Source organism: Fimbriimonadaceae bacterium (genome assembly GCA_019638775.1).
In the GTDB taxonomy this organism is placed as follows: domain Bacteria; phylum Armatimonadota; class Fimbriimonadia; order Fimbriimonadales; family Fimbriimonadaceae; genus JAHBTD01.
The window spans coordinates 118,860-140,671 of sequence record JAHBTD010000004.1 but is presented as its reverse complement, the minus strand read 5'-3'; the positions used below and the strand labels follow the sequence as shown (position 1 = coordinate 140,671).

Annotated in this window: 17 protein-coding genes and 1 tRNA gene; 10 read left to right on the top strand and 8 right to left on the bottom strand. The window is 55.6% G+C overall.

Annotation, left to right across the window (positions count from 1 at the left end; genetic code table 11):
- Positions 1–7 precede the first annotated feature (7 nt).
- The 5 genes from KF784_14870 (at position 8) to KF784_14850 (ending at position 9,116) form a co-directional block, all read left to right on the top strand.
- Positions 8–1,228 (top strand): D-alanyl-D-alanine carboxypeptidase, encoded by a 1,221-nt coding sequence (locus tag KF784_14870; GenBank protein ID MBX3120342.1) that lies wholly within the window; start codon positions 8–10, stop codon positions 1,226–1,228.
- Complete coding sequence (locus KF784_14865; GenBank protein ID MBX3120341.1) at positions 1,221–2,030, top strand: rRNA pseudouridine synthase; 810 nt, start codon at positions 1,221–1,223, stop codon at positions 2,028–2,030. The genes KF784_14870 and KF784_14865 overlap by 8 nt, the downstream gene beginning before the upstream one ends.
- Positions 2,031–2,203: 173 nt before the next feature.
- Positions 2,204–3,619, top strand: coding sequence for a hypothetical protein (locus KF784_14860; GenBank protein ID MBX3120340.1), 1,416 nt, complete (start codon positions 2,204–2,206; stop codon positions 3,617–3,619).
- A 2-nt stretch (positions 3,620–3,621) separates the two neighbouring features.
- Positions 3,622–8,385, top strand: a complete 4,764-nt coding sequence (locus tag KF784_14855) for a carboxypeptidase regulatory-like domain-containing protein (GenBank protein ID MBX3120339.1) — start codon at positions 3,622–3,624, stop codon at positions 8,383–8,385.
- A complete protein-coding gene (locus KF784_14850; GenBank protein ID MBX3120338.1) occupies positions 8,382–9,116 on the top strand; it encodes a VanW family protein in 735 nt (244 codons plus the stop codon). The genes KF784_14855 and KF784_14850 overlap by 4 nt, the downstream gene beginning before the upstream one ends.
- Positions 9,117–9,187: 71 nt before the next feature.
- Here the strand turns inward: KF784_14850 and KF784_14845 are convergent, their stop codons facing one another.
- Positions 9,188–10,183, bottom strand: coding sequence for an NAD-dependent epimerase/dehydratase family protein (locus KF784_14845; protein MBX3120337.1), 996 nt, complete (start codon positions 10,181–10,183; stop codon positions 9,188–9,190).
- 52 nt (positions 10,184–10,235) lie between these two features.
- Positions 10,236–10,907 carry a TIGR00266 family protein gene (locus tag KF784_14840; protein ID MBX3120336.1) on the bottom strand — a complete coding sequence of 224 codons (672 nt, stop codon included), beginning with the start codon at positions 10,905–10,907 and terminating at the stop codon, positions 10,236–10,238.
- 198 nt (positions 10,908–11,105) lie between these two features.
- On the opposite strand from KF784_14840, the gene KF784_14835 reads away from it, so the two are divergent.
- Positions 11,106–12,401: an MATE family efflux transporter gene (locus KF784_14835; GenBank protein MBX3120335.1), complete on the top strand. Its 1,296-nt coding sequence runs from the start codon at positions 11,106–11,108 to the stop codon at positions 12,399–12,401.
- A gap of 183 nt (positions 12,402–12,584) precedes the next feature.
- Here KF784_14835 and KF784_14830 read toward each other — a convergent pair whose 3' ends face one another.
- Together KF784_14830 and trxB are read right to left on the bottom strand one after the other, a co-directional pair.
- Positions 12,585–13,691, bottom strand: coding sequence for a hypothetical protein (locus tag KF784_14830; protein MBX3120334.1), 1,107 nt, complete (start codon positions 13,689–13,691; stop codon positions 12,585–12,587).
- A 2-nt stretch (positions 13,692–13,693) separates the two neighbouring features.
- Positions 13,694–14,638 carry a thioredoxin-disulfide reductase gene (gene trxB / locus KF784_14825; GenBank protein MBX3120333.1) on the bottom strand — a complete coding sequence of 315 codons (945 nt, stop codon included), beginning with the start codon at positions 14,636–14,638 and terminating at the stop codon, positions 13,694–13,696.
- A gap of 171 nt (positions 14,639–14,809) precedes the next feature.
- Here trxB and KF784_14820 point away from each other — a divergent pair, with 171 nt between their 5' ends.
- The 4 genes from KF784_14820 to gyrA all read left to right on the top strand — a co-directional run bounded on the left by KF784_14820 (position 14,810) and on the right by gyrA (position 19,250).
- Positions 14,810–15,106, top strand: a complete 297-nt coding sequence (locus tag KF784_14820; GenBank protein MBX3120332.1) for a DUF1844 domain-containing protein — start codon at positions 14,810–14,812, stop codon at positions 15,104–15,106.
- Complete coding sequence (locus tag KF784_14815) at positions 15,103–15,645, top strand: hypothetical protein (protein ID MBX3120331.1); 543 nt, start codon at positions 15,103–15,105, stop codon at positions 15,643–15,645. Before KF784_14820 ends, KF784_14815 begins: the two co-directional genes overlap by 4 nt.
- Positions 15,636–16,589 (top strand): GNAT family N-acetyltransferase, encoded by a 954-nt coding sequence (locus tag KF784_14810; GenBank protein ID MBX3120330.1) that lies wholly within the window; start codon positions 15,636–15,638, stop codon positions 16,587–16,589. The genes KF784_14815 and KF784_14810 overlap by 10 nt, the downstream gene beginning before the upstream one ends.
- A 183-nt stretch (positions 16,590–16,772) precedes the next feature.
- Positions 16,773–19,250: a DNA gyrase subunit A gene (gene gyrA, locus KF784_14805; GenBank protein ID MBX3120329.1), complete on the top strand. Its 2,478-nt coding sequence runs from the start codon at positions 16,773–16,775 to the stop codon at positions 19,248–19,250.
- Positions 19,251–19,451: 201 nt separating this feature from the next.
- On the opposite strand, the gene KF784_14800 is transcribed toward gyrA, so the two are convergent.
- The 4 genes from KF784_14800 to KF784_14785 all read right to left on the bottom strand — a co-directional run bounded on the left by KF784_14800 (position 19,452) and on the right by KF784_14785 (position 21,789).
- Positions 19,452–19,853: a hypothetical protein gene (locus KF784_14800; protein MBX3120328.1), complete on the bottom strand. Its 402-nt coding sequence runs from the start codon at positions 19,851–19,853 to the stop codon at positions 19,452–19,454.
- 7 nt (positions 19,854–19,860) lie between these two features.
- Positions 19,861–19,950, bottom strand: a tRNA-Ser gene (locus tag KF784_14795).
- A gap of 223 nt (positions 19,951–20,173) precedes the next feature.
- Positions 20,174–21,028, bottom strand: a complete 855-nt coding sequence (locus KF784_14790; protein MBX3120327.1) for a DNA-processing protein DprA — start codon at positions 21,026–21,028, stop codon at positions 20,174–20,176.
- A 29-nt stretch (positions 21,029–21,057) separates the two neighbouring features.
- Entirely contained in the window at positions 21,058–21,789 is a 732-nt protein-coding gene (locus tag KF784_14785; GenBank protein MBX3120326.1) for an MTAP family purine nucleoside phosphorylase, read from the bottom strand.
- Between the last annotated feature and the right edge of the window lie 23 nt (positions 21,790–21,812).

Below are 21,812 nucleotides of genomic sequence, written 5' to 3'. Positions count from 1 at the left end.
TGACCACTTGCCGGTTATGCGAAATTGCAGATTCGCTCCCCTCATCGCCCTGACTTGCTTGGCTTTACAGGCTCCCGCGTCCGAATCGGGCGGGGCCGGGCTTCAGGTCCAAGCGAAAAGCGCCCTCATCATCGACGAGAAATCAGGCTGTGTCCTTTTCTCGAAGGAAGCCAACGCCAAGCGCTTCCCAGCAAGTTGTACAAAGATCCTGACGACGCTGATACTTCTTGAAAAGACTTTGCCGACCGATAAGATCGTTGCTCCCTGGGATATTGAAACGATCCCTGAATCCAGCCTGCACCTCAAGCCGGGCGAAGTCATGACGGCGGAGGAGTTGGCCTATGCCATGATGCTGCGCAGTGCAAACGATGCGTGCTGTGCCGTGGCGGTTCACATCAGCGGCAGTGTTCCGGCATTTGCTGCCGAACTGAACAAGCGGGCGAAAGAGATCGGTTGCACAAGCACAAACTTCGTCACCCCGAACGGCCTGCACGATCCCAATCACTACACTACGGCAAGCGATCTTGCGAAGATCGCGCGTGAAGCGATGAAGAACCCAGCGTTCCGAAAGATCGTGGATACCCCCAAACGCCAAACTGTCCGCAGCATCAATCAAGAAGATCTGTGGCTCATCAGCAAGAACAAATTCCTGACGTGGGACCCCACCCACGACGGCATCAAAACAGGATACACAAGGCCGGCGGGTAGCTGTTTTGTCGGCAGTGCAACGCGAAACGGGTTTCGAGTCATCACCGTAATACTGGCGAGTGAGGATTGGAAAGCAGACGAGAAAGCGATGATGGACTGGGCGTTCAAAAACTTTGAGAGACAGATCGCCTTTGCCAAGGACACACGTGTCGGCGAAGCTCCCATTAAAGAGGGGGTGCTGGCCACTGTGCCGCTAAAGATCGCAGAGCCCGTGTACTACGCGCTGAAGAAAGGCTCAAAACCGGATATTAAGCAGGAGCTCAAGCTGAAATCAGATCTAGTGGCACCGGTCGAGGCCGGAGCCAAGGTGGGCACTGTCGTCTTCAAGGATGGCAACGGCTGGGTCCAGGAGCTGCCGGTCTTTGCCGTTGATGCTGTCGAGAAACAGCCGCCTCTTGCGGCGCGTGTGGCAAGCTGGCCGTTTCTCATCATTGGCGGAGTGCTCGTTGGTGGAACGCTTGTGTTAAAGAAAAGACAATCAAAGTTTTACAAATCAGCGGCAGGGAGACGGCGTGCGTAAAGTTTCAAATTCAGCAAAGAATCTATTGAAAGAGGTCCAGAAGTCGAGTCACGGACAGATCGGTCGGACCGACGGCATGGAGCGTCTGCACAAGCGAATCGCTCATGCTGGGCTTTGCAGCCGACGCACCGCCGAGAAGTGGATCGTCGATGGGCGCGTGATGGTCAACGGGGCGGTCGTCACCGAACTCGGCGTGTCGGTTGCCCCGGGTGATGAGATCAAGGTCGACGGGAAGTCGATCGCGGCCCAGCGACTGGCTTATATCGCGATGCACAAGCCCGCTGGATACGTGACAACCATGAGCGATCCGCAACATCGCAAGACGGTTGCCGACCTGATGCCCGAAATGGATGTGCTCGTCAAGCCGGTCGGAAGGCTGGATATGGAGACGGAAGGTCTGTTGGTCTTTACGAACGATGGTCCGCTTGCCCAGCGTTTGACACATCCAAGCTTCGGCATTGAGAAAGAGTACATCGTCACCGTCAGCGGCATGCCCGATGACAAGGCCCTCGAACGCATAGAGAAGGGGATGCGCATCGATGGTGTGAAGACCGCTCCGGCAAGGGTCAGTCAGGTCTACCCCGACACAAAACGGGGACAAACAACCTTTACATTGGTCATTCACGAAGGCCGCAACCGACAGGTGCGCAAGATGTGCGATGCGATCGGAACCCCGGTCGTACGGCTTCGACGAGTGAGATTGGGCCCGGTAAGCCTAGGCAAACTTCCAAAGGGAGCTTGCCGAGTTCTTGCAAAGACAGAAGTCGATGCCCTCAAAAAACTCGCGGGAATTCCTTTGTAGATCACAGTTTTTGAACCTGAGCCAAAAAGTTTTCCACATTTTTTGTTCGAGTTCAATTCCTTGCAGGAATCTTGGTGCAGACCCCGAAGGAAGCCTTGATAGCTCATGAACATCATTGGGCTGTCCCAACGGACAGGAAGTCCACATACCGCTATACACAAGGAGTTTGATCAGTGGCCATCTCTTGGTTACCTTGGGCTGTGATCGCCATCGGCGTCGCATCCCTTTTTGTTCGCAGCCGAACCGATTCGGAGGACTCTTCGCGAGCTAATCCGCTCGGATTAGTCATCGTTTCGCTCGCGCTTCTCGCCGCCGTCTTCGGTTTGACCCGCCTGAATTCAGAGCTTATTCTGACCCTATACGGAGCCGCTGTTGGTTGTGCAGTTGGCATCCTGATGGCGACGGTCTTGGATCGACTGTTGCAAAGAGCTGTCTCTTCTGTTGGATTTGCCATAGGCGCGCTCGTCGTCGCGGCAGTCTCCTTCGCAACGGTCACCACCGTCCAGCCGGACCACATGCCCCTACTCTTGTTTGGTGTCGCGCTTGGATTGGGTGGCATCGCCTGGGCATCTTCAGGTTGTGCGGCATCTGTATCCGTCAGTCATGCCACGCTTGCTTGTGTTGCCGTATCGGCAGCAGATCAGCTCGGACGCATTGGCCCCGGAAACTATGCAAAGTTCTCGGGACAAGCGTTTGGCCTCGTCGCCGCGATTTGCGCCGTGTTGGTGCTGGGCGTAGTTGAAGGACATCCCAAGCGGCGCAGTTTCGCACCGATTCTGATCGCGATCCTGATGACGGGTGCGGGATGGCTGATCACCCAACGCGTACTGGAGCTTCAGTCGATTTGGACAGTGCTAGGGGGCAGCGCGGTTGCTGCTTGCGTTGTGCACTATCTTCTCCCCGAAGACGACAAGGGCTCCTTTGGCTTTATGCTTGCCACCCTGATATGGCTGGGTGTTGCAACTCTCGCTTTTGGCGTGGCGAAGGGCTTCGGTATGTCTGTTGCCGCTCTCGGCGGTCTCGCGATCTGTGTTTCCATGAGGAACGGGCGCGCGCTCCTCAGCATGAGTCCGTTGTTGGCGCTTGTGCTCTATCGCATGTTCCGCGAGCTCTTTAGCGATAGTGGGCGGGCTCTCGACATCGCCCAACACTATGGCCTCGTCGGCATCTTGATTGGCGCGGCAGTCCCAATCCTCGCGTGGGAGTGGTGGCTAACGGCGCATCATCGCGTAGGTATCAAGCGAGACATCGCCGCTGGCCTCTGGTGCATCTTAATGGTTTCGGTGCCGATGCTGGTAACGGTGCTGCTCTCCTCGAAGGGCTATGTCGGCTGGCTCGCCGGTCTGGGCATCTCGTCCGTGATCCTTGGATTAAAGGGTGAAAAGTCCTCTACTCCGATGGCTTTGGCGATGGGTTTTGCCGCGCTATCCTCAATCTGCTTCATGGCCTTCAAAGACTATATCAACCTAGTCCGTGAGACCAAGGTCATCGTTTTAGGTTGGGCATTCGGCATTTTCATCGTTGTAGCGATACTCATTTGGTTCTTATCCGTTCGATCAGAAGGAGCCCCCACAAAGGAGGGGCAGTAACGATGTCTTCAAAAATCGCTGTTAGTCGATTGCTTGCAATTGCCGTCGCCATTGCGGCCTGCTTTGTACTCCTTGCCCACGGCATCACTCGAGAAGTCCCTTACGGCGGACTGACCGGCACAGTTCGGATGGCGGAGAACGGAAAACTATTGCCGAACGCAGTGGTGTACTTGCGTGCGGACATCGACTGGGATCGATATTGGCGCGGCGACTTGCACCTCGAAGAAGAGCCGGTGACCTACTCGGCGGCGACAAATGAAGAGGGTCGATACTATCTCGGGAGCGTCAAGGCTGGGCGTTATCTTTTGGATGTCCGGGGTGATGTCCATAAGATTCAAGATGTTCGGGTCGAGGTAAAGGAAGGAAAGCCTGAAGCCGTCGATGTCGAACTTGAACCCACCGATCCCTACCTCGAAGTCTATGCGAGCCAGCACGTTTTCACGCCCGGACAGGCGATTGAGTTTAACTTGCACGGATTCAGTAAGAAAGAAACCTCTGAAATCCGGATCTATGAACTTCCTTTTGCCAGCGTCGTCGCAAAGGAAGGCCTGCAAACCCTTCTGCAGAGTTTTCGACAATCCTGGAAACCCAAAGGTTTAGACCCTTCTCAAGCAGGGAAGTTGGTTTCCAAGATCGAAAAGCCCAACTCGGGGAGAGACGTAGAGGGCGTATTCCGAATGCCCGTTCATGTCGATAAGCTTAACGAAGGCCTCTATTGGTTGGAGTGCAGCACCGATGGCATGATGCGCGGCACCTGGTTTGTCGTATCCAAAATTGGTCTGGTAACCAAGATCGCGCGCAACGATGCAGCATGCTACGTCGTTGACCTCGTTTCAGGCAAACCGATAGCCGGGGCAACCATCTCCTCGGGCCAAAGCGGGAAAGCCGTCAAGAAGGGGCAGACAGACGCTGATGGAACGTTCTCCTATAAGATTCAACGCAGCGGCTCTCGAAAGCGCGAGGTCGTGCTGGCCCAGCACGGCAACTCTTGGGCGGTAGCGGATAGCTACTTGGACAGTCAGTCGGAAGGTAGCCAGGTCACAACCTACATGTACAGTGACCGTCCCATTTATCGTCCAGGGGACACCGTCGAATTTAAAGGAATCACGCGCATTTTGCGAGGCAGTACTTATGAGGTGGCCGCCAACAAACCGGTGTCGATCGAGGTGCGAGACGAAGACTCCAATCTGCTCGCTGAGTCCGAGACAACCACCAGCGACATGGGCTCATTCACGGGACAATTTGTTACCAACAAGGAGATGGCGCCTGGTGATTACTACGTCGAGGCGGTTGTTGCGGGACGCACAGAGTCGATGGTGGTGACACTTGCCGCCTATCGCAAACCAACTTATCAGATTAAGGTAACGCCGGAGAAACCGACCTACATCATGGGCGAGAAGGCTCGCTTTATCGTGGAAGCTCAGTACTACTTTGGGGGACCGGTTGTTGGGGCCGAGGTGATCGCGTATGTGGATCGACAAGCCTTGTGGACCTACGGCGACGGAGAACAGGACGACGAATACGGATACAGTTACGGCGGCGAATACTTCAATGAGTACAAGGCCGTCACCGACTCCAATGGAAGGGCGGTTATCGAATTCGACACAAAGCGGGAGAGTGATTTTGACCGCCCTGTCACCACCACCGACTACACCTACAATCTCACCGCAAGCGTATCCGATCCAGGCGGAAAGTACTTCGATGGCACAGGATCGGTGAAGGTTGCTCGTGGGCAGTTCGACATACACGTCGAGAATGACCAATACGTCGTCGAAAAAGGTACGCCCGTCAGCTACAAGATCACTGCAACCGATAGTCTTACCGGCAAACCGATGTCTGGCCTACCGATTAAGGCGAGGTTTGGCAGGGAGTTCTGGAACGGAAAGGATTACGAATTCCAGGTCCAGGAATCTCGATCGTTGGTAACGGATGCATCGGGTGTCGTCCGTGCTCAATTCACGCCAAAGACCGCCGGAGATTATCAGTTTCGAGCCGAGGCCACCGACGACAAGCGCAACTTGGTGCAAGGGAGTGACTACGTCTGGGTAGCTGCGCGCGGCTTCGATTTTGAGGGTGTCAAGCCCGAAGAGAACCTTTCTCTCAAGCTCGATAAGAAGCAATACAAACCGGGAGAGACCGCCAAAGTTGTGGTTCGCACGTCAATGACGGGCTCATGGGCCTGGCTGACGATAGAAGCAGATAGCATCTACATGTCCAAGGTTGTGCGGCTCGACGATCCGGTGATGACTCTTGAAGTGCCGGTGACTCAGGCTTTAACCCCGAATGCCTATGTTTCCGTTTGCCTTATCAAAGACAAAAGCTTTAGATCCCGGTCGCGTCGTATTGCCGTGGATCTCGGCGCAAAGAAGCTGAACGTTTCCATCGCGAGCGATAAGTCTGTTTACTTGCCGGGAGAGATCGCAAGCTACACGGTGACGACGAAGAAGACAGACGGTTCACCCGTGCCTGCTGACGTTTCTCTCGGAGTCGTCGACGAGTCGATTTACGCCCTCGCATCCGACCGCACAGATATCGCCGCCGGGTTCTTCCCCACACGCTACAACAACGTCGATACGAGCTACTCCTTCCCCGAGGTTTACCTGGACGGTGGCGATAAGGCCCCATCGAGCATCACGGTTCGAAGGGTTTTCCGAGACACCGCTTTTTGGGCGCCGTTCGTTCGCACCGGGGCAGACGGAACCGCGAGTGTGAGCTTTAAGCTTCCCGACAACCTCACGAGTTGGCGAGCGACGGCTGTTGGCATCACAGCAAATACAGAGGTTGGTCAAGCGACTCAAAATGTTCGAGCAAGAAGACCCCTGATGGTGCGCTTGGAAGCCCCATCATTCTGGGTGCAATCGGATAAGCAAAGGCTAATCGCAGCGGTCACCAACGACAGCGGAAGGGACGCCGATGTCAACCTTGAACTGACCGTCGAAGGAGCCAAAGTCGAAGGAGATCTTCGTCAAAAGCAGCGCATACGCAACGGCGAAACCAAAGCGTTCGAGTGGACAGCAGAGGCGACCACCAGCGGCTCTGCTGTGTTTGTCGCCAAAACTTGGATCGACGCCAACACAACGGACGGTGTGGAGCTTCGTGTGCCCATCCTGCCACACGCTCGACAGTTTGTCGACTATAGCGCCGGCATCCTAAACGCGAACGCCAGTATGAAGTTTACGCTTCGACAGGGGTTCGACCCGAGCATTGGCGGAGCTGAGGTTTCCCTTACACCTTCGTTAGGCACGACTATTTATCAGGCCATAGACGAGTTGGTGAGATTCCCTTACGGCTGCGTTGAGCAAACGCTTAGCCGTTTTGTACCGTGCCTCGTAGCATCAAAAATGACTGCGGCGAAGGGCCTCAATCGCCCGGCCAGGTTCAGCGAGGCTGAACAATGGGTTAACGAGGGCCTTTCACGGCTTAGCGCGCTTCAGCACAGCGACGGTTCATGGGGATGGTGGGAATACGACACCGGCGATCCATTCATGACGGCGATGGTCATCGAAGCTCTCAGTACCGCTAAACGAGCTGGATACAACGTAAGCGAAAACTCCCTCAGTCGTGGCTTGGAGTGGGCAGCCGCTCATATCAAAACTCCGATGCCCGAGATCGAGAAGAATAAGTTCGGAACGATCTTAAACCAGTACGAGTTTGACGAAGAACTCCGTGGTCGAATCTATCTTTGCTATGGGCTGACCCTTCATGGAGCAAGGGCGGTTGCCGAGGGATTCCTCACGAACCTGGATCTGTCTAAGCTTGGCTCGATTGACTCGGCTAACGCGGCGCTTGCATTCAACAACATGGGTGCAAACTTTGTGAAACTGCGCGATACCGCCCTCAACCGGATGCTTGCCCTGGGCAGTGAAACTCCCAACTTGATGACTTGGAAAGAGGATTGTTGGGGCTATGAAACAACGGGCAAAGCGTTGATGACTTTGAGCACGATACGCCCCGCAGACCCCCGACTGGACAAAATCGTCGTTGGGCTGATGCTTGCTCGGCGAGGGGCGACTTGGTACTCCACACGAGATACCAACTTCATTTTGATGGGCATGATGAACGTGTGGCAGCGCCAGACCGAAGTGGCACCAAACCTTTCGGTCTCTATTCGTGTGAACGGCAAAGAGGCAGGCAAGCTTACGCTCAATCAGACCTATTGGTCCACGCCTCTCCAGTCGGTTACGATTCCAACTTCGAAGATGAGGCAGGGAGAAAACACGGTCGAGCTTGTGCCTTCCGGACAGGGCTCCTGCTACTACACCGTCACCATGAAGCAGTTCGTCTATCAAAAGGCGCTTGGCTCGTTAAACACGGACTCCGGCTTCACCGTCACGCGCAACTACTATCGAATCGTTCCCCGAAAGATGGAAGATGGGTCCTACCAACTCAAGCCGGATAAGGATCCGGTCGAATCCTTAAAGCGTGGTGACACGATTTACTGCGTGGTCAAGGTGAAAACAAACGACTATCGGCAGTACGTCATCGTAGAAGACCCACTGCCAAGCAATTGTATCGTCACCGAACGTGACGTTGTCGAAGACCCCGAGGAATGGCGTACGTGGGCTTGGTACGACAAACTGGTCATTCGCAGCGACAGAGTCGCCTTCTTTACGCGATGGATGGAAGCGGGCGAGCACACCTTTACGTACTCTTTGAGGGCCGAAAATCCGGGTGTGGCAAGTGCGCTTCCGACCGTTGCCTACAACATGTACGACACCGATAAACGCGCATCGTCAGCCGAAAACAGGATCGAGGTGCGAAGATGAAGGCAGGTCTTCTTCTAGGCGCGATTGGCTTGACAGCAGTAGGCGGCGCGTCCTTCCTGGCGACAATGCCAGCAGAAGTGAACTGCATCGCAAAGTTTACGACTTCGCTGGATGGACGAACCCCCAACCAACGCCACAATGCACAACTGGCTTTGCGGTCTCTGAATGGCGCGGTCGTGAAACCGGGTGAAACCTTCTCGTTCTGCAAACGGGTTGGCACGTGGTCAAGAGACACGGGCTATCGTAAGGCCCCAGTGAGCTATAACGGCCAACTCGTCGATAGTTGGGGAGGCGGAGTTTGCCAAGCCTCGACGACACTTTACAACGCTGCGTTGGTGGGTGGCATGGACGTAACCCAGCGGTCGAAGCACAGGTTTTGGCCCAGCTATGCACCCCCAGGGCGCGACGCCGCAGTGGCCTACCAAAACATCGACCTAAAGTTCAAAAATCCGTATGATTTCCCAATCACGATCCGGGGCCAGATTCTCGGAGATCGTCTTGAGATCGGACTTTATGGGAGAGGCGAGGCAGTGCCTTGTACTGTCGTATCGGAAGTACATGAGAAGATCGAGCCCTCTACTTACCGACTCCCGGGAAAACAGACAAGGGTTCGGAATTCAGGCAAACCAGGATTTGAGGTGACGACGCTGCGCAAGTTTAAGGACCGAACCGAGTTCATCAGCAGCGATACCTATCCGCCCATGAATCGGGTCGAAGAGTTTGGATCATAAGTAGCGGTAAGTGAGTAGCACACAGACCCGATCACCTCGCTCCCAGCTACTCACTTCCAGCTCAAAGCGACTCACGACCACCACTGCTCCAACAGCTCTAACTCGCGGTCAGCCGCAAGACCCGCTTTCAGGGGAACCTCAGCCCGGTGCTCTCTTGCCCAATTTGCGGTGTCGCGGACCGTCTCGGCAAGTGGTCGGAACGTTAATCCTGTTTTGATAGCCCGACTGTGGTTTAGCTGCATCATCCCCAGCCCCTCGCTCCCAACATAGAGCGGTAGATCGCTCCAGGGCTTCACCTCGTGCTGAGCAAGGAATTCGTCCGTAACCCAGTAGACCTTCGCCTCGGGTCTTAGCTCGGCGCAGCAAGTATCCACGACCTCACCGATAGAGATTGAATCGTGCGGGCCGACAACGTGAACGATTCGGTCTTGCAGGTTGCCCGCCGCAAGAGCCGAGAGACGCTGAACACAGTAAGCGGCTAAATCTCGAACATCGACAAACTGTGTGGGCTGATCTTTCCCCGCCGCCAAGACGTTTTCGCCGCGCTCAATTCGAGTGGGCCAATAGGTGAAGCGGTCGGTCGGGTCCCACGGCCCCACGATGAGGCCCGGCCTCACAAGCAAGAATCGGTCTGGATAAACCTCTTGAACAGCTTGCTCACACAAGACCTTCAGATATCCGTAAGTCTCCCCATTCACCTCGGTCGCGTTTGGATCTTTGATCGGGGCAAGCGCGGCGCCCTCATCCGAACCGGGCTCGGGGTCATCGTAAACGCTGATCGTGGAGATGAAGAGGTATGCCCCAACGCTATCTTTAAGCGCTTCAGCCGACTGCCTTACAACCCCAGGAAGGTACCCACAGGTATCGATCGCGATATCCCACTTCTGCCCAGCAAGTCGGTCAAGGTCCTTCGTGCGGTCCCCAAGAATCCTTTCCACTTGCCCAGAAAATAGATCGCCACCACGCTCTCCTCGATGGAAAAGCGTCACTTCATGCCCGTCAGCAAGAGCCGCCTCCACAATGTGACGCCCCAGGAAAACGGTGCCTCCAAGTACCAATAACCGCATATCAGTATTGTGCACGGTCGACCTGAGACGTCACCGCAGAAATCGAGCTGGCTTACGACCTTGTTGGGATAAAGCGGCTGAGCCAAGCTCCTGTCGATTGCGGAGATCGCGACTGCGTGAAGAGCGTGCCGGGACCACTGAACGTTGCGACATAACCCTCGCCCGATGTAAACGACCCGATCAAGCTCTTCGTTGCCGCATGAACTTGGTAACCCATCGTTTCAGAAAAAGCAACGATATGCCCCGTGTCTACGATGTAGCTTTCACCGTGGGCTAGATCGATGCGGCGAATCGCCCCAAACGAACTCAAAAAGAGCTGACCTGTCCCGGCGATGCGCATGATAAAAAGTCCCTCTCCCGCGAAGAACGCCTTCACATTTGCTCGGGTCTCAATCTCAAGATGGGGGCTTCCAGCAAGATAGGAACCGCTTGTGACCATCCAGCCCTCTCCCTGCAATTGGATTGGCATGATATCCCCGATAGCAGCTGGAGCAAGCACTAGCTCGCCGGGGCCATGGGTGGCGTGGAAGAAAGTTTGAAAGAAACTTTCTCCTCCAAGCAATCGGCCAAAGGCCTTCCCCAGCCCTCCTTGAGCTTTGGAATCAAGAGTGATCGTTGGCGACATGCTAACCATGGCGCCAGCTTCCGCTCGAATGGATTCACCCATATCAAGCAAAAGTCTTACAACAGAAAACGCGGGCTGAAATGATATCTCGTACTGCAATTGCAACTCCTTGTCCCGTAGGTTTACCCGTCCTATCCCTCGTTGTACAACGTGGGTAGTCTTTGTTGAACCTTGTCGCAATCTGCAACAACCTTGGAGCCGGACTCATCCCCCGAACATAAAGAGTCGTCTCCCCAACATGAGAATTCCGCACGCATTGTCTGGGCCCTTGCTTGGCCCGCCGTTGCGCTTAATCTCATGCAGACGGTCAATGCACTGCTCGACAGCGCGTTTATCGGACACCTGGCCCCAACCGCTTTGACGGCTTACGGTGGCGCGACCCCCATCGTCTTCACCCTTTTCTCGCTGTGCATGGCGCTTGCCATGCCCGGCACTGCGCTCGTAAGCCGAGCCTTTGGCGCAAAGAACCCCGAAGAGTATAAGAAGGCTTGTCGGCAGGTGCTGAGCGTCGGCCTGATCCTAAGTCTCATCATCGGGGTGATTTCGCTCGCGTTCTCCGGGCATATCGCGGCAGCCCTCTTGCCCCCCGATTCGGCAGTAGCCCAGGAGCTGATGTCACGCTACCTGCACACCTACGCTTTCGGCCTCCCGGCCTTCATGGTCATTCAGTGCCTGGCAGGGGCGCTTCGAGGGATTGGCGATACCAAGAGCCCGATGGTGATTTCGGGCATTCAAATCTTTCTTCACATCCTGCTCAACTACATGTTGATCTTTCCTCCGGGGGTCTTCCTTGGCATACACATCCCCGGCGCAAACATGGGGTTAATGGGAGCAAGTACGGCCTTGGTGATCAGCGCTTGGCTAGCTGCAATCGCCTATCTCATCTACACGGTCCGCACACCTTTGGGAGCTTCATGGCGGATTCAGATGCCCGAGCGAGACTGGGTGGTACGCATTCTCCGAATTGCGAATCCTTCGGTCGCGATGTCGCTCCTGAGAACGGGTTCATTCACGCTTTTCACGGCGATCCTCGGCAATCTCCCCGCTGGAGCAATCGCCGTCGGCGCCATGCGCCCTGCGTTTGCCATCGAATCGGCGATGTTTATGCCTGGTTTTGGCCTATCGATGGCTGCGGCGGCGTTAGTAGGGCAGAGCCTCGGGATGCGCCGCCCCGACCGTGCCGAACGACTCGGCTGGGTTGCCGGACATCATGCCGCGATGGTGACGTTTGCCATCTGTGTCCCGATCTTTATCTTTGCCCCGAATATCACATCGGCGATGATTGTCCACAGTAAGGAGATGGCTAACCAGGCCGCCTATTTGCTGCGAGCCCTGGCAGTTACTGAGATTTGGTTTGTCTATGCCATCGTCTTCTCGGGTGCGATGCAAGGAGCTGGCGATACCGTCCGTCCGATGTGGATCACCTTAGTTGGGCAATGGCTCTTGCGTTTGCCATTGGTTTACATCCTGGCATTCCCCTTGGGTCTCGGAGCCATTGGGGCGTGGGTGGCGATGAGCGCATCCCAAGCCGTCCAAGGCGGAATGGCGATCTGGATGTGGAAGATTGGACGATGGAAGTCCGTGAAGGTGTAGGGGATCTAGTAGCTGGGGGTCAGTAGCTAGGAGTGAGTAGCTGAGACTTGGAGCTGGGTGCTGCGAGGGAGCAACTGGGGTGAGTGGCTGAGGACCCGCAGGCCGACAACGGCGAACCGAACAGTACTCGGTTTTCTCCCGCTCCAAGCTACTCACTCATAGCTATTAGCTCCCAGCTATGAGCTACTCCTTCGGCGGCAACACGCTGATCGAACCGATCCCCGGCTTGATCAACGCCCAGCCCTTATCCCGTTTAAGGATCGTCGCGTTGGCAACCCGTCCATTCTCTCCGGTGGGAACCCACACGTCCTTCTCTTTGTAGCGGTCAGGAATGGTCAGGAGCAGCCGCTTGTCGGCTTCGACCTGTGTCTCCACGGCAAGGGCTATCGCGGCTGGATAATCCTCAGCCTTGAGCGATGCGTTCAGCCCCAACGACCGCCCAAAAATCTTGCTCGGCAACAACGACTCAGCGTACAAGGCCAGGCCCATATAGCCATCCATGCCGATCTGCCCTTCACTTCGCATCAGGTTGGTATCAATCCCTTTGAGCGCGATGGCGTCCATCAGCGGATCGACCTCTCTCTTCACAAATGCCTCTATGTCTTTGGCGGTTGCATTCATCGCATCGACAGGCTTTAAGCGGTTAGCCTGCAGCTCTTTTAGCATCCAGCGCATATAGAGCTTTTCGCCAAGATAGCCGTTCGCCCAGTCTTCCGGTGTTTTGAAGCCGCCGACCGGAGGAAGCGTCGCGTGCCCATACTCATGGGCAACCTCGCGCAGCATCTCAACCGGCACGGTAAAAGTCGGTAGGGAATAGATGTAGATCGTATTGACCCTTTTGGGGATGTTGTCCTCGATGTCCTCCGTGAACATCTGCTCTCCACCCGGCTTGCCACCATAGCAAAGATAGACGTGAATCGCGCCTTGATCGAAGATCGGGGCGTGGTCGAAGCCCAGTTTCCGAACGTTGAAGTCCCACAGCCTCAGCAACAGCCGCGTCGTCATCATCGCCGGGTCGTCGTTCTCTTTGCGCAACTGGCAAAAGACGCGAAAACGAAGATAGTAGTTGTCGGTCTCGGCCTGCCTACCAAGACCCGCCGTCACCCATTCAAAGATCCATTGATGCTTTGGGGAAACCTTGGGAGGGTCTAGCCGCTCGTCATTGATGCTCAGGAGCAGCCTTTCGAACGAATTCTCGGGCCCTTTTAGATGCATCATACGCCCTGCATCTTGCGAAGCATTAAAAGAAGTGCTTGCGAGGGTGAGAGCGATTGCGGCTAATTGCAACATATTTAGTGTCCTTCTGCTTCTAAGAACCGCTCGGCGTCAATGGCTGCCATGCAGCCGGTCCCCGCAGCGGTTACGGCTTGCCTATAGATGCTGTCGGCGACGTCCCCACAGGCAAATACTCCCGGGATGTTCGTTTTTGTGCTGCGTGGTTCCGTAATCAAATATCCAAGCTCGTCCATATCGAGGACGCCTTTCACGAGGTCTGAGTTCGGTTTATGCCCGATGGCGATGAACACACCGCTGATGGGCATCTCCCAGGTCTTGTCATCTACAGTGCTCTTAAGGCGTGCTCCAGTGACCTTCTTGACCGGCTCGTGCTGCCCCAAAATCTCCTCGACCGCAGCATTCCAAATGACCTCGATCTTTGGGTTGTTGAGGACCCGGTCCTGCATGATCTTGCTGGCCCGAAACTCGTTGCGTCGGTGCACCAGATAGACCTTTGAGCAATGCCGAGTGAGGTAGTTGGCCTCCTCCATCGCTGTATCTCCACCACCTACCACGATGACCTCTTTGTTTCGGAAAAACGCGCCATCGCAGGTAGCGCAGGCGCTCACGCCGTAGCCTCCGAACGTCACCTCCGACTCCAGCCCAAGCCATTTGGCTTCGGCTCCAGTAGAGATAATGACAGTCTGAGCAAGGTGCATTTCGTCCTCGATATACACCTTAAACGGGCGTTCGCTAAAATCGACACGGCTAACGTGCTTATATTCCACCCGAGTGCCGAATCGTTCCACCTGGGTGCGGAAAAGCTCCATCATCTCAGGACCCATGATGCCGTTGGGAAACCCAGGATAATTCTCCACGTCGGTGGTGATCATCAGCTGCCCACCCGGCTGAATACCGGCAAAGACAATCGGTTCAAGATTTGCGCGTGCGGTGTAAAGGGCGGCAGTATAGCCTGCCGGCCCGGAGCCGATGATGATAACCTTCTCAATGTTCGTGGACATATTGATCCTGTAAATCGCTTTTGCGGGGGTGAGTTCCACACCGCCTAGGCTCGCGGGATCGCCGACGGAGGAACTGCGAGAGGATACCCCGGAGGCAAAGATCGGTTATTGCGGAGAAACTGCCGAAAAACCACAAATCGATTCCGGCGGCTCTTACGTCAGTATCCGTGAATGTCGACTGAAGGCAATCAATCCCCGCACGAACCGCTGAGTGTTTACACAGTGATCATGGCCATGACCGAACAAATGGCCACCCTGGCTTGGCAAAAACTGGGCCTGCAGCCCGACATGATGACGGGCAAGGTTCAAGCGGATTTTGAAGAAGCAAAGGTCGCCATCGACATTACAACGCAGCTCGCGAGCTTCATCGAGCCAAAACTTGATGAGAACGACAAGCGTGAGATACACAACCTCATTCGCGACCTGCGGATGAACTACGTCCAGAAAGTTAAGGAGAAGCAGACATGACGAGAATCGATGCCGTACGCTCCGTTACAAGAGGCGCCCAGGGCGCCTGGAATTGGGTCGCGCGAATCCCGAATATCGTCAGGTCACGACTCCTCGACCGGCAGCAAGCCGCCGAAAGCCTCGCCATGACGCGTCGGCTGCCGACCGCGAAAGAGCGCCACGAAGAGTTGATCGTTTTTTACCGCCGATACGAGCAGCTTGTGGAGCTCCTCTGTGATTCCGCCCAATACGGACCTGATACAAAACAAGAATCCCGCTATCAGGACTTGCGAGTTTGGATGCAGACAAACTATCCCGGCCTCAGAAAGTTCATCGTCGCTTACCTACAGTACGACCCAGCGGACGTGGTGCTGTCCACCGACCCATACGGCACCTACAGCGATGCCTTTGAGGCCCTCTTTGCTGCTCCGACACTCGCTGAATTCCTACGCACAGACGACGGCCATACGATCGACCGCATCATGAGGACCCGGCAAGCCCTGACACTTTATAGCGAACATCTGCGACAATTAACGGCAAGAGAAGCCGAATGCGCGTAGCCTTCCACACCGTTTATCCAACAGCCGCCGCCGAACTCTGGAATCGAAACCACCCGGCAAAGTATGCGATCTGCCCGGAATTGATCCGGTTGAACACTGTCGATTCCGGACTTTACGATCCGGGGGCGTCCGTCGCCGAGCTCGATGACGACGGAAGATTGATCGGCTATATCGTGGTCAAGCGCAGCGCATCCTGCTTGTACAAGGGGCCAGACCCCGACGTCGCCCATCTAAGCGCAGCCGTCTTTGATGATCCGACAGTGGGGATTGACCTGTTTGCCCACGCCAAAAAGATGCTCCTCAATCGTGGGCTGTATCAAGTCAGTTTCGGTCAGGATGTGCGCCACTTTTGGCCCGGTTGCCCGGCTGACTGCGCGGCGCTGAACTCATTTTTAACGGTCTCTGGCTTCCAAGCGGAGAGTGAGGCCGTCGATTTAGAGCGAGACTTGAGCGACTACAGTCCGCCTACGTCCTGCCTGAAGGCCCTCGAAAAGGGAACATCGGTTCGACCCTTATCGATGGAAGATCTTGGCGAGCTGTCTACCTTTCTCGAAGCAACTTTCCCGGGCCGCTGGAAGGCCGACACCCTCTGGAAGATCAACGCGGAGAACCGCGCCGATTTTGTCTACGGTCTGTTCGTCGAGGGCAAGATCAAGGGCTTTGCTGTGACGCAGGACTGGACTCACCACTCGCCGATCGGGGGTGGAGTTTGGAGGATAGATCTTGGGGAGAATTGGGGCGCACTTGGACCGATTGGGATTGCTCCAGAGCAGCGCGGGAGTGGACTTGGGGGTGCCTTGCTGGGATCGGCGCTTCAAGGATTGAAGGATCGAGGAGCCCGAAAGACGATCATCGACTGGACCACCCTGACCGAATTCTACGGCAAGCATGGCTTTGAAGTGACCCGTCGATACACGCCCTATTCGCGCCGGATCGACGAATAATTTCGGGCTATCTTTGGCGCTTTGTCGCGCCAAAGAGATATTCCTGTAGAGAACTCTCAAATTCTGGCTTTACAGGTCGGCAAAAGGCTCGTGCGACCTACCGTTTCCAGGTATACTTTTGGACTCAAAACCGCTTCTTACCCGCTTCAAAAAGCTAACCCGAAGCGTCCTGGAAATTGACTGGTGGCAGAACACGATCAGAACCTTCTTAGCGTCAACATTGACGACGAGTTATCGCGCTCGTATGTGAACTATGCGATGTCCGTTATTATCGCTCGCGCCCTACCGGACGTGCGAGACGGACTCAAGCCAGTACAGCGGCGCATCCTCTATGCGATGCGGCAGCTCAACCTGGCGCCAGACAGCGGCTATCAGAAGTGCGCAAAGGTCTGCGGACAGACCTCCGGTGACTACCACCCGCACGGCGAGGCGATCATCTATCCAACGCTCGTACGTTTGGCACAGCCTTTCAATATGCGCTATCCGCTGATCGACGGGCAGGGCAACTTTGGCTCCATCGACGGCGACTCCCCCGCTGCGATGCGATATACAGAATGCCGGCTCATGCCCCTTGCGATGGAAATGCTTGAGGACCTCGACCGAGAAACCGTCGATTGGATCCCGAACTATTCCAACACGCTTCAAGAGCCGACCGTACTCCCCGGCAAATTCCCGAATCTGCTTTGCAACGGAACTTCCGGAATCGCCGTCGGCATGGCAACCAACATGCCCCCGCACAACCTCACCGAGGTTTGCAGCGCGATCCTCCACCGGATTGATAACCCCGAGTGTTCGCTTGAGGAACTGATGGAGATCATGCCCGGGCCGGACTTCCCGACCTACGGCATCATCATGGGCTCCAAGGGAATCCGCTCGGCCTACGAAACGGGACGCGGCTCCATTATCATGCAAGCCAAGACGATGATTGAGCAAGGCGACATGGGCAAGTCGCTGATTGTCGTTACCGAACTGCCTTATCAAGTCAACAAAGAGAACCTCATCAAGGCCATCGCTCTCATCGCAAAAGATCGAAAGTTCGATGGCATCCTGCGCGTTGATGACTTCTCAGACAAGCGCGGTATGCGCATCGAGATTGAGATTCGGCGTGATGTGAACCCGAACAAGGCGCTCAACTATCTCTTAAAGCACACCGCATTGAGAACGACTTTTGGCGCGATTATGCTTTCGCTCGTTGAAAGCGCACCAAGGGTTGCCCCGCTTGTGCGATTGCTTGACGAGTACATCAAGCACCGCCGAATCGTTATCGCGCGAAGAACGCGATACGAACTCTATCGTGCGCTCGAAGAAGTCCACATCAACGAGGGCTACCAGATCGCTCGTCGATTCCTCGATGAGATTATCGCTTTGATCCGAACCTCGGACGACCCCAATACTGCCCGAATCCGACTCGTTCGCGAGTTCAACATGTCGCCGATGCAAGCGAACGCGATCCTAGCGATGCAGCTTCGCCGACTCACACGGCTATCACAGCAAGAGCTCGAAAACGACTACAAAGCCGCATTGCTCAAGGTCCAAAACCTCCTCGACATTCTCAACGATGAAGAGCGATTGACGGCTGTCTTGCAGGACGAGATCATTCACTTGCGAGACAAACACGGCGACGACCGCCGAACCAAGGTCATCGCTCGCGAAGCTGGAGAATTCACCGAAGAGGACTTGATCCCCGAAGAAGAGGCGATCATTTCCATCTCACGCGACGGCTATATCAAGCGTGTGAGCATTGACGCCTACCGGCAGCAGAAGCGCGGAGGCAAGGGCCTGAAAAACGTCCAGAAAGAGGACGACGAACCGGCGCACCTCTTCCAGGTGAACACCCACCACTTCATCCTTTTCTTCACCGACAAGGGACGCGTGTTCCGGCTCCGTGCTTACGACATCCCCGAATCGGGCCGCTACGCCAAGGGTATGCCGGTCATCAACTACATCGCCATCGACAGCGGCGAAAGAGTGACGGCAACCGTCAGCGTGAAGGACATCAAGGGTGAAGGCTTCCTCACGATGGTCACCCACATGGGTGAGATCAAGCGCACCGAGATGGCGGCTTTCCAAAACATCCGCGCAAACGGCATCCGCGCGTTCAACATCGAAGAGGGCGACGAGCTTGGCTGGGTGCTAAAGACGCAGGGCAACCAGGACGTGATCTTGGTCACTCGGCGAGGACAGTCCATCCGATTTAACGAGACGCAGGCCCGAGGCCGTGGACGCGCCGCTGGTGGCGTTCGTGCCATGACCCTGCGACCAGGAGATGTGATTATGTCCGCCAACATCGTTCGGCCTGAGACTACGCTGCTCGTCGTTGGCGAAAACGGATTTGGCAAGCGGACCGATCTTGAGGAATACCGTGTACAAGGCCGCGGAGGCAGCGGCATCCTCACCATGAACGTCACCGAAAAGACGGGTGAGATCGTTGGCGCCGAGGTTGTGGACGACGAAGACAAGCTTTTGGTGATGACCACAAACGGTAAGGGCATCCGCATCAAGGTTAAGGAGATTCGGCTGGTTGGGCGTGTGGCCCAAGGCGTGAAGCTCATCAACCTTGCTGGTGGCGATGCCGTCCGCACGATCTCAAGGATCGTCCAGGACGCCGACGACGGTGATCTGGATATCGAAGATCAAGAGGTCGACGGCGAAGAAGAATAAGGGTGGGGTGCGGCGCTTTGGTGTGCGCGTCTTTTGCACCGCACATCAAACCCTCTATAACGACCTCACCATCCCTCCGTAACTGCGTAACGGAGGGTACTTTTTAGTATTCGGCCCCGATCTCTGGAGGGACATTGTTCTCAATGTCCGATGCTTTGGGAGCCGACAAGACCTTGCAGGGACTCAATGTCCCAATGCCAACTAGGCGTTCACATTCGCCACAACATCGTCATGCCCGACATAAAAATGCTGCGACTGCTCCCCCGGCTTAAACCAAACCAGCGCGGGAGGCACACCGTCTAGTACAAACGAGGCCACAGCTTGTCCCTCTTCGGGAGTTAATGAAGTGAGGTTAGCTCGGGTCACCATCAGGTGCAGCAAGTCCTCTTCGCCCTCAAACTGATACACAAACTCTCCCATACGCCCGCGAAAGTCGTTCTCCTCAAACCCAACGCTCAGCAGGGCAAAGCGGTCGTTCGGACGGGCCGTTTCAGGGTTGTAAGCCGGGAGCTTGATCGTGGTGCCCGCTTGTGTGTATTCGACAACTCGCCGAATGATGGCGATACACTGGGCGCGTTCTTCGTTGGTCGGATCGAAGGTCATAAGATTCTGGCGGAGTAGGTGGGATTCGAACCCACGACCCGTTTGCACGAGTACGAGCTTTCCAGGCCCGCTCCTTCGACCACTCGGACACCACTCCGCAGGTTTCAGATTATGGCGCGAAAAGCTGGGGTCTGCAAGGGGAGGGGGCCATTAGGAGACGTCGGCAAGTTGTTGGCAAGTTTCTATGCAGCACAGCTCCCACCACTTGCCGACCACCTGCCGACCACCTGCCAACAACCTGCAAACAACTTGCAAACAACTTGCGACTACCTGTCAACCACTTGCCAACGCCTACCTTCCCTCAATCCAAAATCCAAAATCTAAATCCCAAAATCCAACACCTCCGCCCCTAACTCCCGATACTGCCGATACTTAAGGCTCAAATCCGAAACCCTGACTTGACGTCCTGCTTTCAGTCCAGCGCGAGCAAGCTTGTCCATATTCCCGCCAGGATTGACCAGAACAAAATCCATTCGATCGCTCAGCGCCGCGACCAAGCGATCCCGTACTTGGTTATTCACTCCCGCAAAGCCCGCATTCGGACGGAACGGAGACACAACCAGATCGGTACTCTTGTCAAATTGGAAACGCCACAGCCGCGCTGTTCGGAACGGCTCCACGGATAGATCATCGCCCAGCGCGGCAAACATACCCCGGTCCAAACACAGAATCCTTGGAGAACCCCACCTCAAAGGCACAACAGCCGAACGTTGATACTCGGGCCGGTCATGCCCAGAAACCAACACTTCCCCTTTCAAGACCCCCTGTTCCGCCAACTTTTCGATCATCTCCAAACCCTTGGGTGGGGTGCTCCGAGAGCTAAGGATGCAAAAGGTCTTCGTCTCCAGTAACTTCTGATTGCCATACAAGAAGAGCGCGGGAGGTGGATCAAGGTCAATTCCGTCAAGCCGAGCAGGGAAGTGCGCATCAGCTGCCGTGACAAGATGGACACCTAGGCTCTCTAGCTTTTGTTCAAGCTCTGAGAGTTCGCTGACAAGGCGGTCCATGCTGCCCGAGACTTGCCCTGCAAGTTTGTTGGGCAGGCCATAGTCCTCCTTGAGCGCTTCTGGAGAAAGGGCAAAGAACTCGTACGGGCTTTGCCCCATGAGATCACAGCGCGCAAGGATACGAACAAGCGTCCGACCCCCAATTCCCGGAGTGAGGGCGAGCAGCATCGCAAACCTTCGGCGAGTGACGTCAAGTTTCAGATTGGCAACCTCTCAATGGCTTTAAGAAGAATCTTAACCGCAGTCTCCCCAGACTTCGTCATCTCTTCTACGACTTCAGCATGATTCAGCTGCTGGCCAGCTAACCCTGCCGCAAGATTGGTCACAACCGTCAAACATCCGTAGTCAATCCCAAGCTCTCGCATCGCAATCGCCTCGGATGCCGCGGTCATGCCAACTACATGACCACCCATCCGCCGGTACAACTGAATCTCGTATGGCGTCTCATAGCGCGGCCCATTCCCATTGACATAGATGCACGTGTCATGAACGTCAATACCTAACTCCGAAGCCGCCCTCAGCAGCGAGGCGCGAGCACCAGAACCGAACGGCTCCGTGAAATCGGTATGGACGACAGCACGGTCAAAATGTGTAAGATTGCGTCCTGTAGCATCTATAAAATCGGAACACACTGCCATAGTGCCGACGGGCCAATCGTCGATCAAGCCCCCGGTGGCAGCCGTCGAAAAGCAGAACTTTGCGCCGAGGTGTTGCACGGCAAGAGACATCCCAAGATAGTTCACGTTGTGGGGAGCCACCTTGTGCCCAGCCGAATGTCGTGATAGCAGCAATACTCGACGCCCGCTATGTTCAAAGGATCGCCCTCGGATCATTCCCTTGGAGGTCGGAATGTGCACAGCCTCACCACCCAACTCCAAGAGGCGGTCGCCGATGCCGGTTCCCCCGATCACTGCCACATCGATCTGCATTAGCCGGATTATACGGCTCCAAA

What these genes read in the sequence shown, in the direction of transcription:
- KF784_14820 (MBX3120332.1), top strand. Translation starts at nt 14,810, where the DNA reads ATGTCGACTGAAGGCAATCAATCCCCGCACGAACCGCTGAGTGTTTAC.
- KF784_14785 (MBX3120326.1), bottom strand. Translation starts at nt 21,789, where the DNA reads ATGCAGATCGATGTGGCAGTGATCGGGGGAACCGGCATCGGCGACCGC.
- KF784_14855 (MBX3120339.1), top strand. Translation starts at nt 3,622, where the DNA reads ATGTCTTCAAAAATCGCTGTTAGTCGATTGCTTGCAATTGCCGTCGCC.
- KF784_14790 (MBX3120327.1), bottom strand. Translation starts at nt 21,028, where the DNA reads ATGCTGCTCGCCCTCACTCCGGGAATTGGGGGTCGGACGCTTGTTCGT.
- KF784_14850 (MBX3120338.1), top strand. Translation starts at nt 8,382, where the DNA reads ATGAAGGCAGGTCTTCTTCTAGGCGCGATTGGCTTGACAGCAGTAGGC.
- KF784_14815 (MBX3120331.1), top strand. Translation starts at nt 15,103, where the DNA reads ATGACGAGAATCGATGCCGTACGCTCCGTTACAAGAGGCGCCCAGGGC.
- KF784_14845 (MBX3120337.1), bottom strand. Translation starts at nt 10,183, where the DNA reads ATGCGGTTATTGGTACTTGGAGGCACCGTTTTCCTGGGGCGTCACATT.
- KF784_14830 (MBX3120334.1), bottom strand. Translation starts at nt 13,691, where the DNA reads ATGTTGCAATTAGCCGCAATCGCTCTCACCCTCGCAAGCACTTCTTTT.
- KF784_14835 (MBX3120335.1), top strand. Translation starts at nt 11,106, where the DNA reads ATGCAGACGGTCAATGCACTGCTCGACAGCGCGTTTATCGGACACCTG.
- KF784_14800 (MBX3120328.1), bottom strand. Translation starts at nt 19,853, where the DNA reads ATGACCTTCGATCCGACCAACGAAGAACGCGCCCAGTGTATCGCCATC.
- trxB (MBX3120333.1), bottom strand. Translation starts at nt 14,638, where the DNA reads ATGTCCACGAACATTGAGAAGGTTATCATCATCGGCTCCGGGCCGGCA.
- KF784_14810 (MBX3120330.1), top strand. Translation starts at nt 15,636, where the DNA reads ATGCGCGTAGCCTTCCACACCGTTTATCCAACAGCCGCCGCCGAACTC.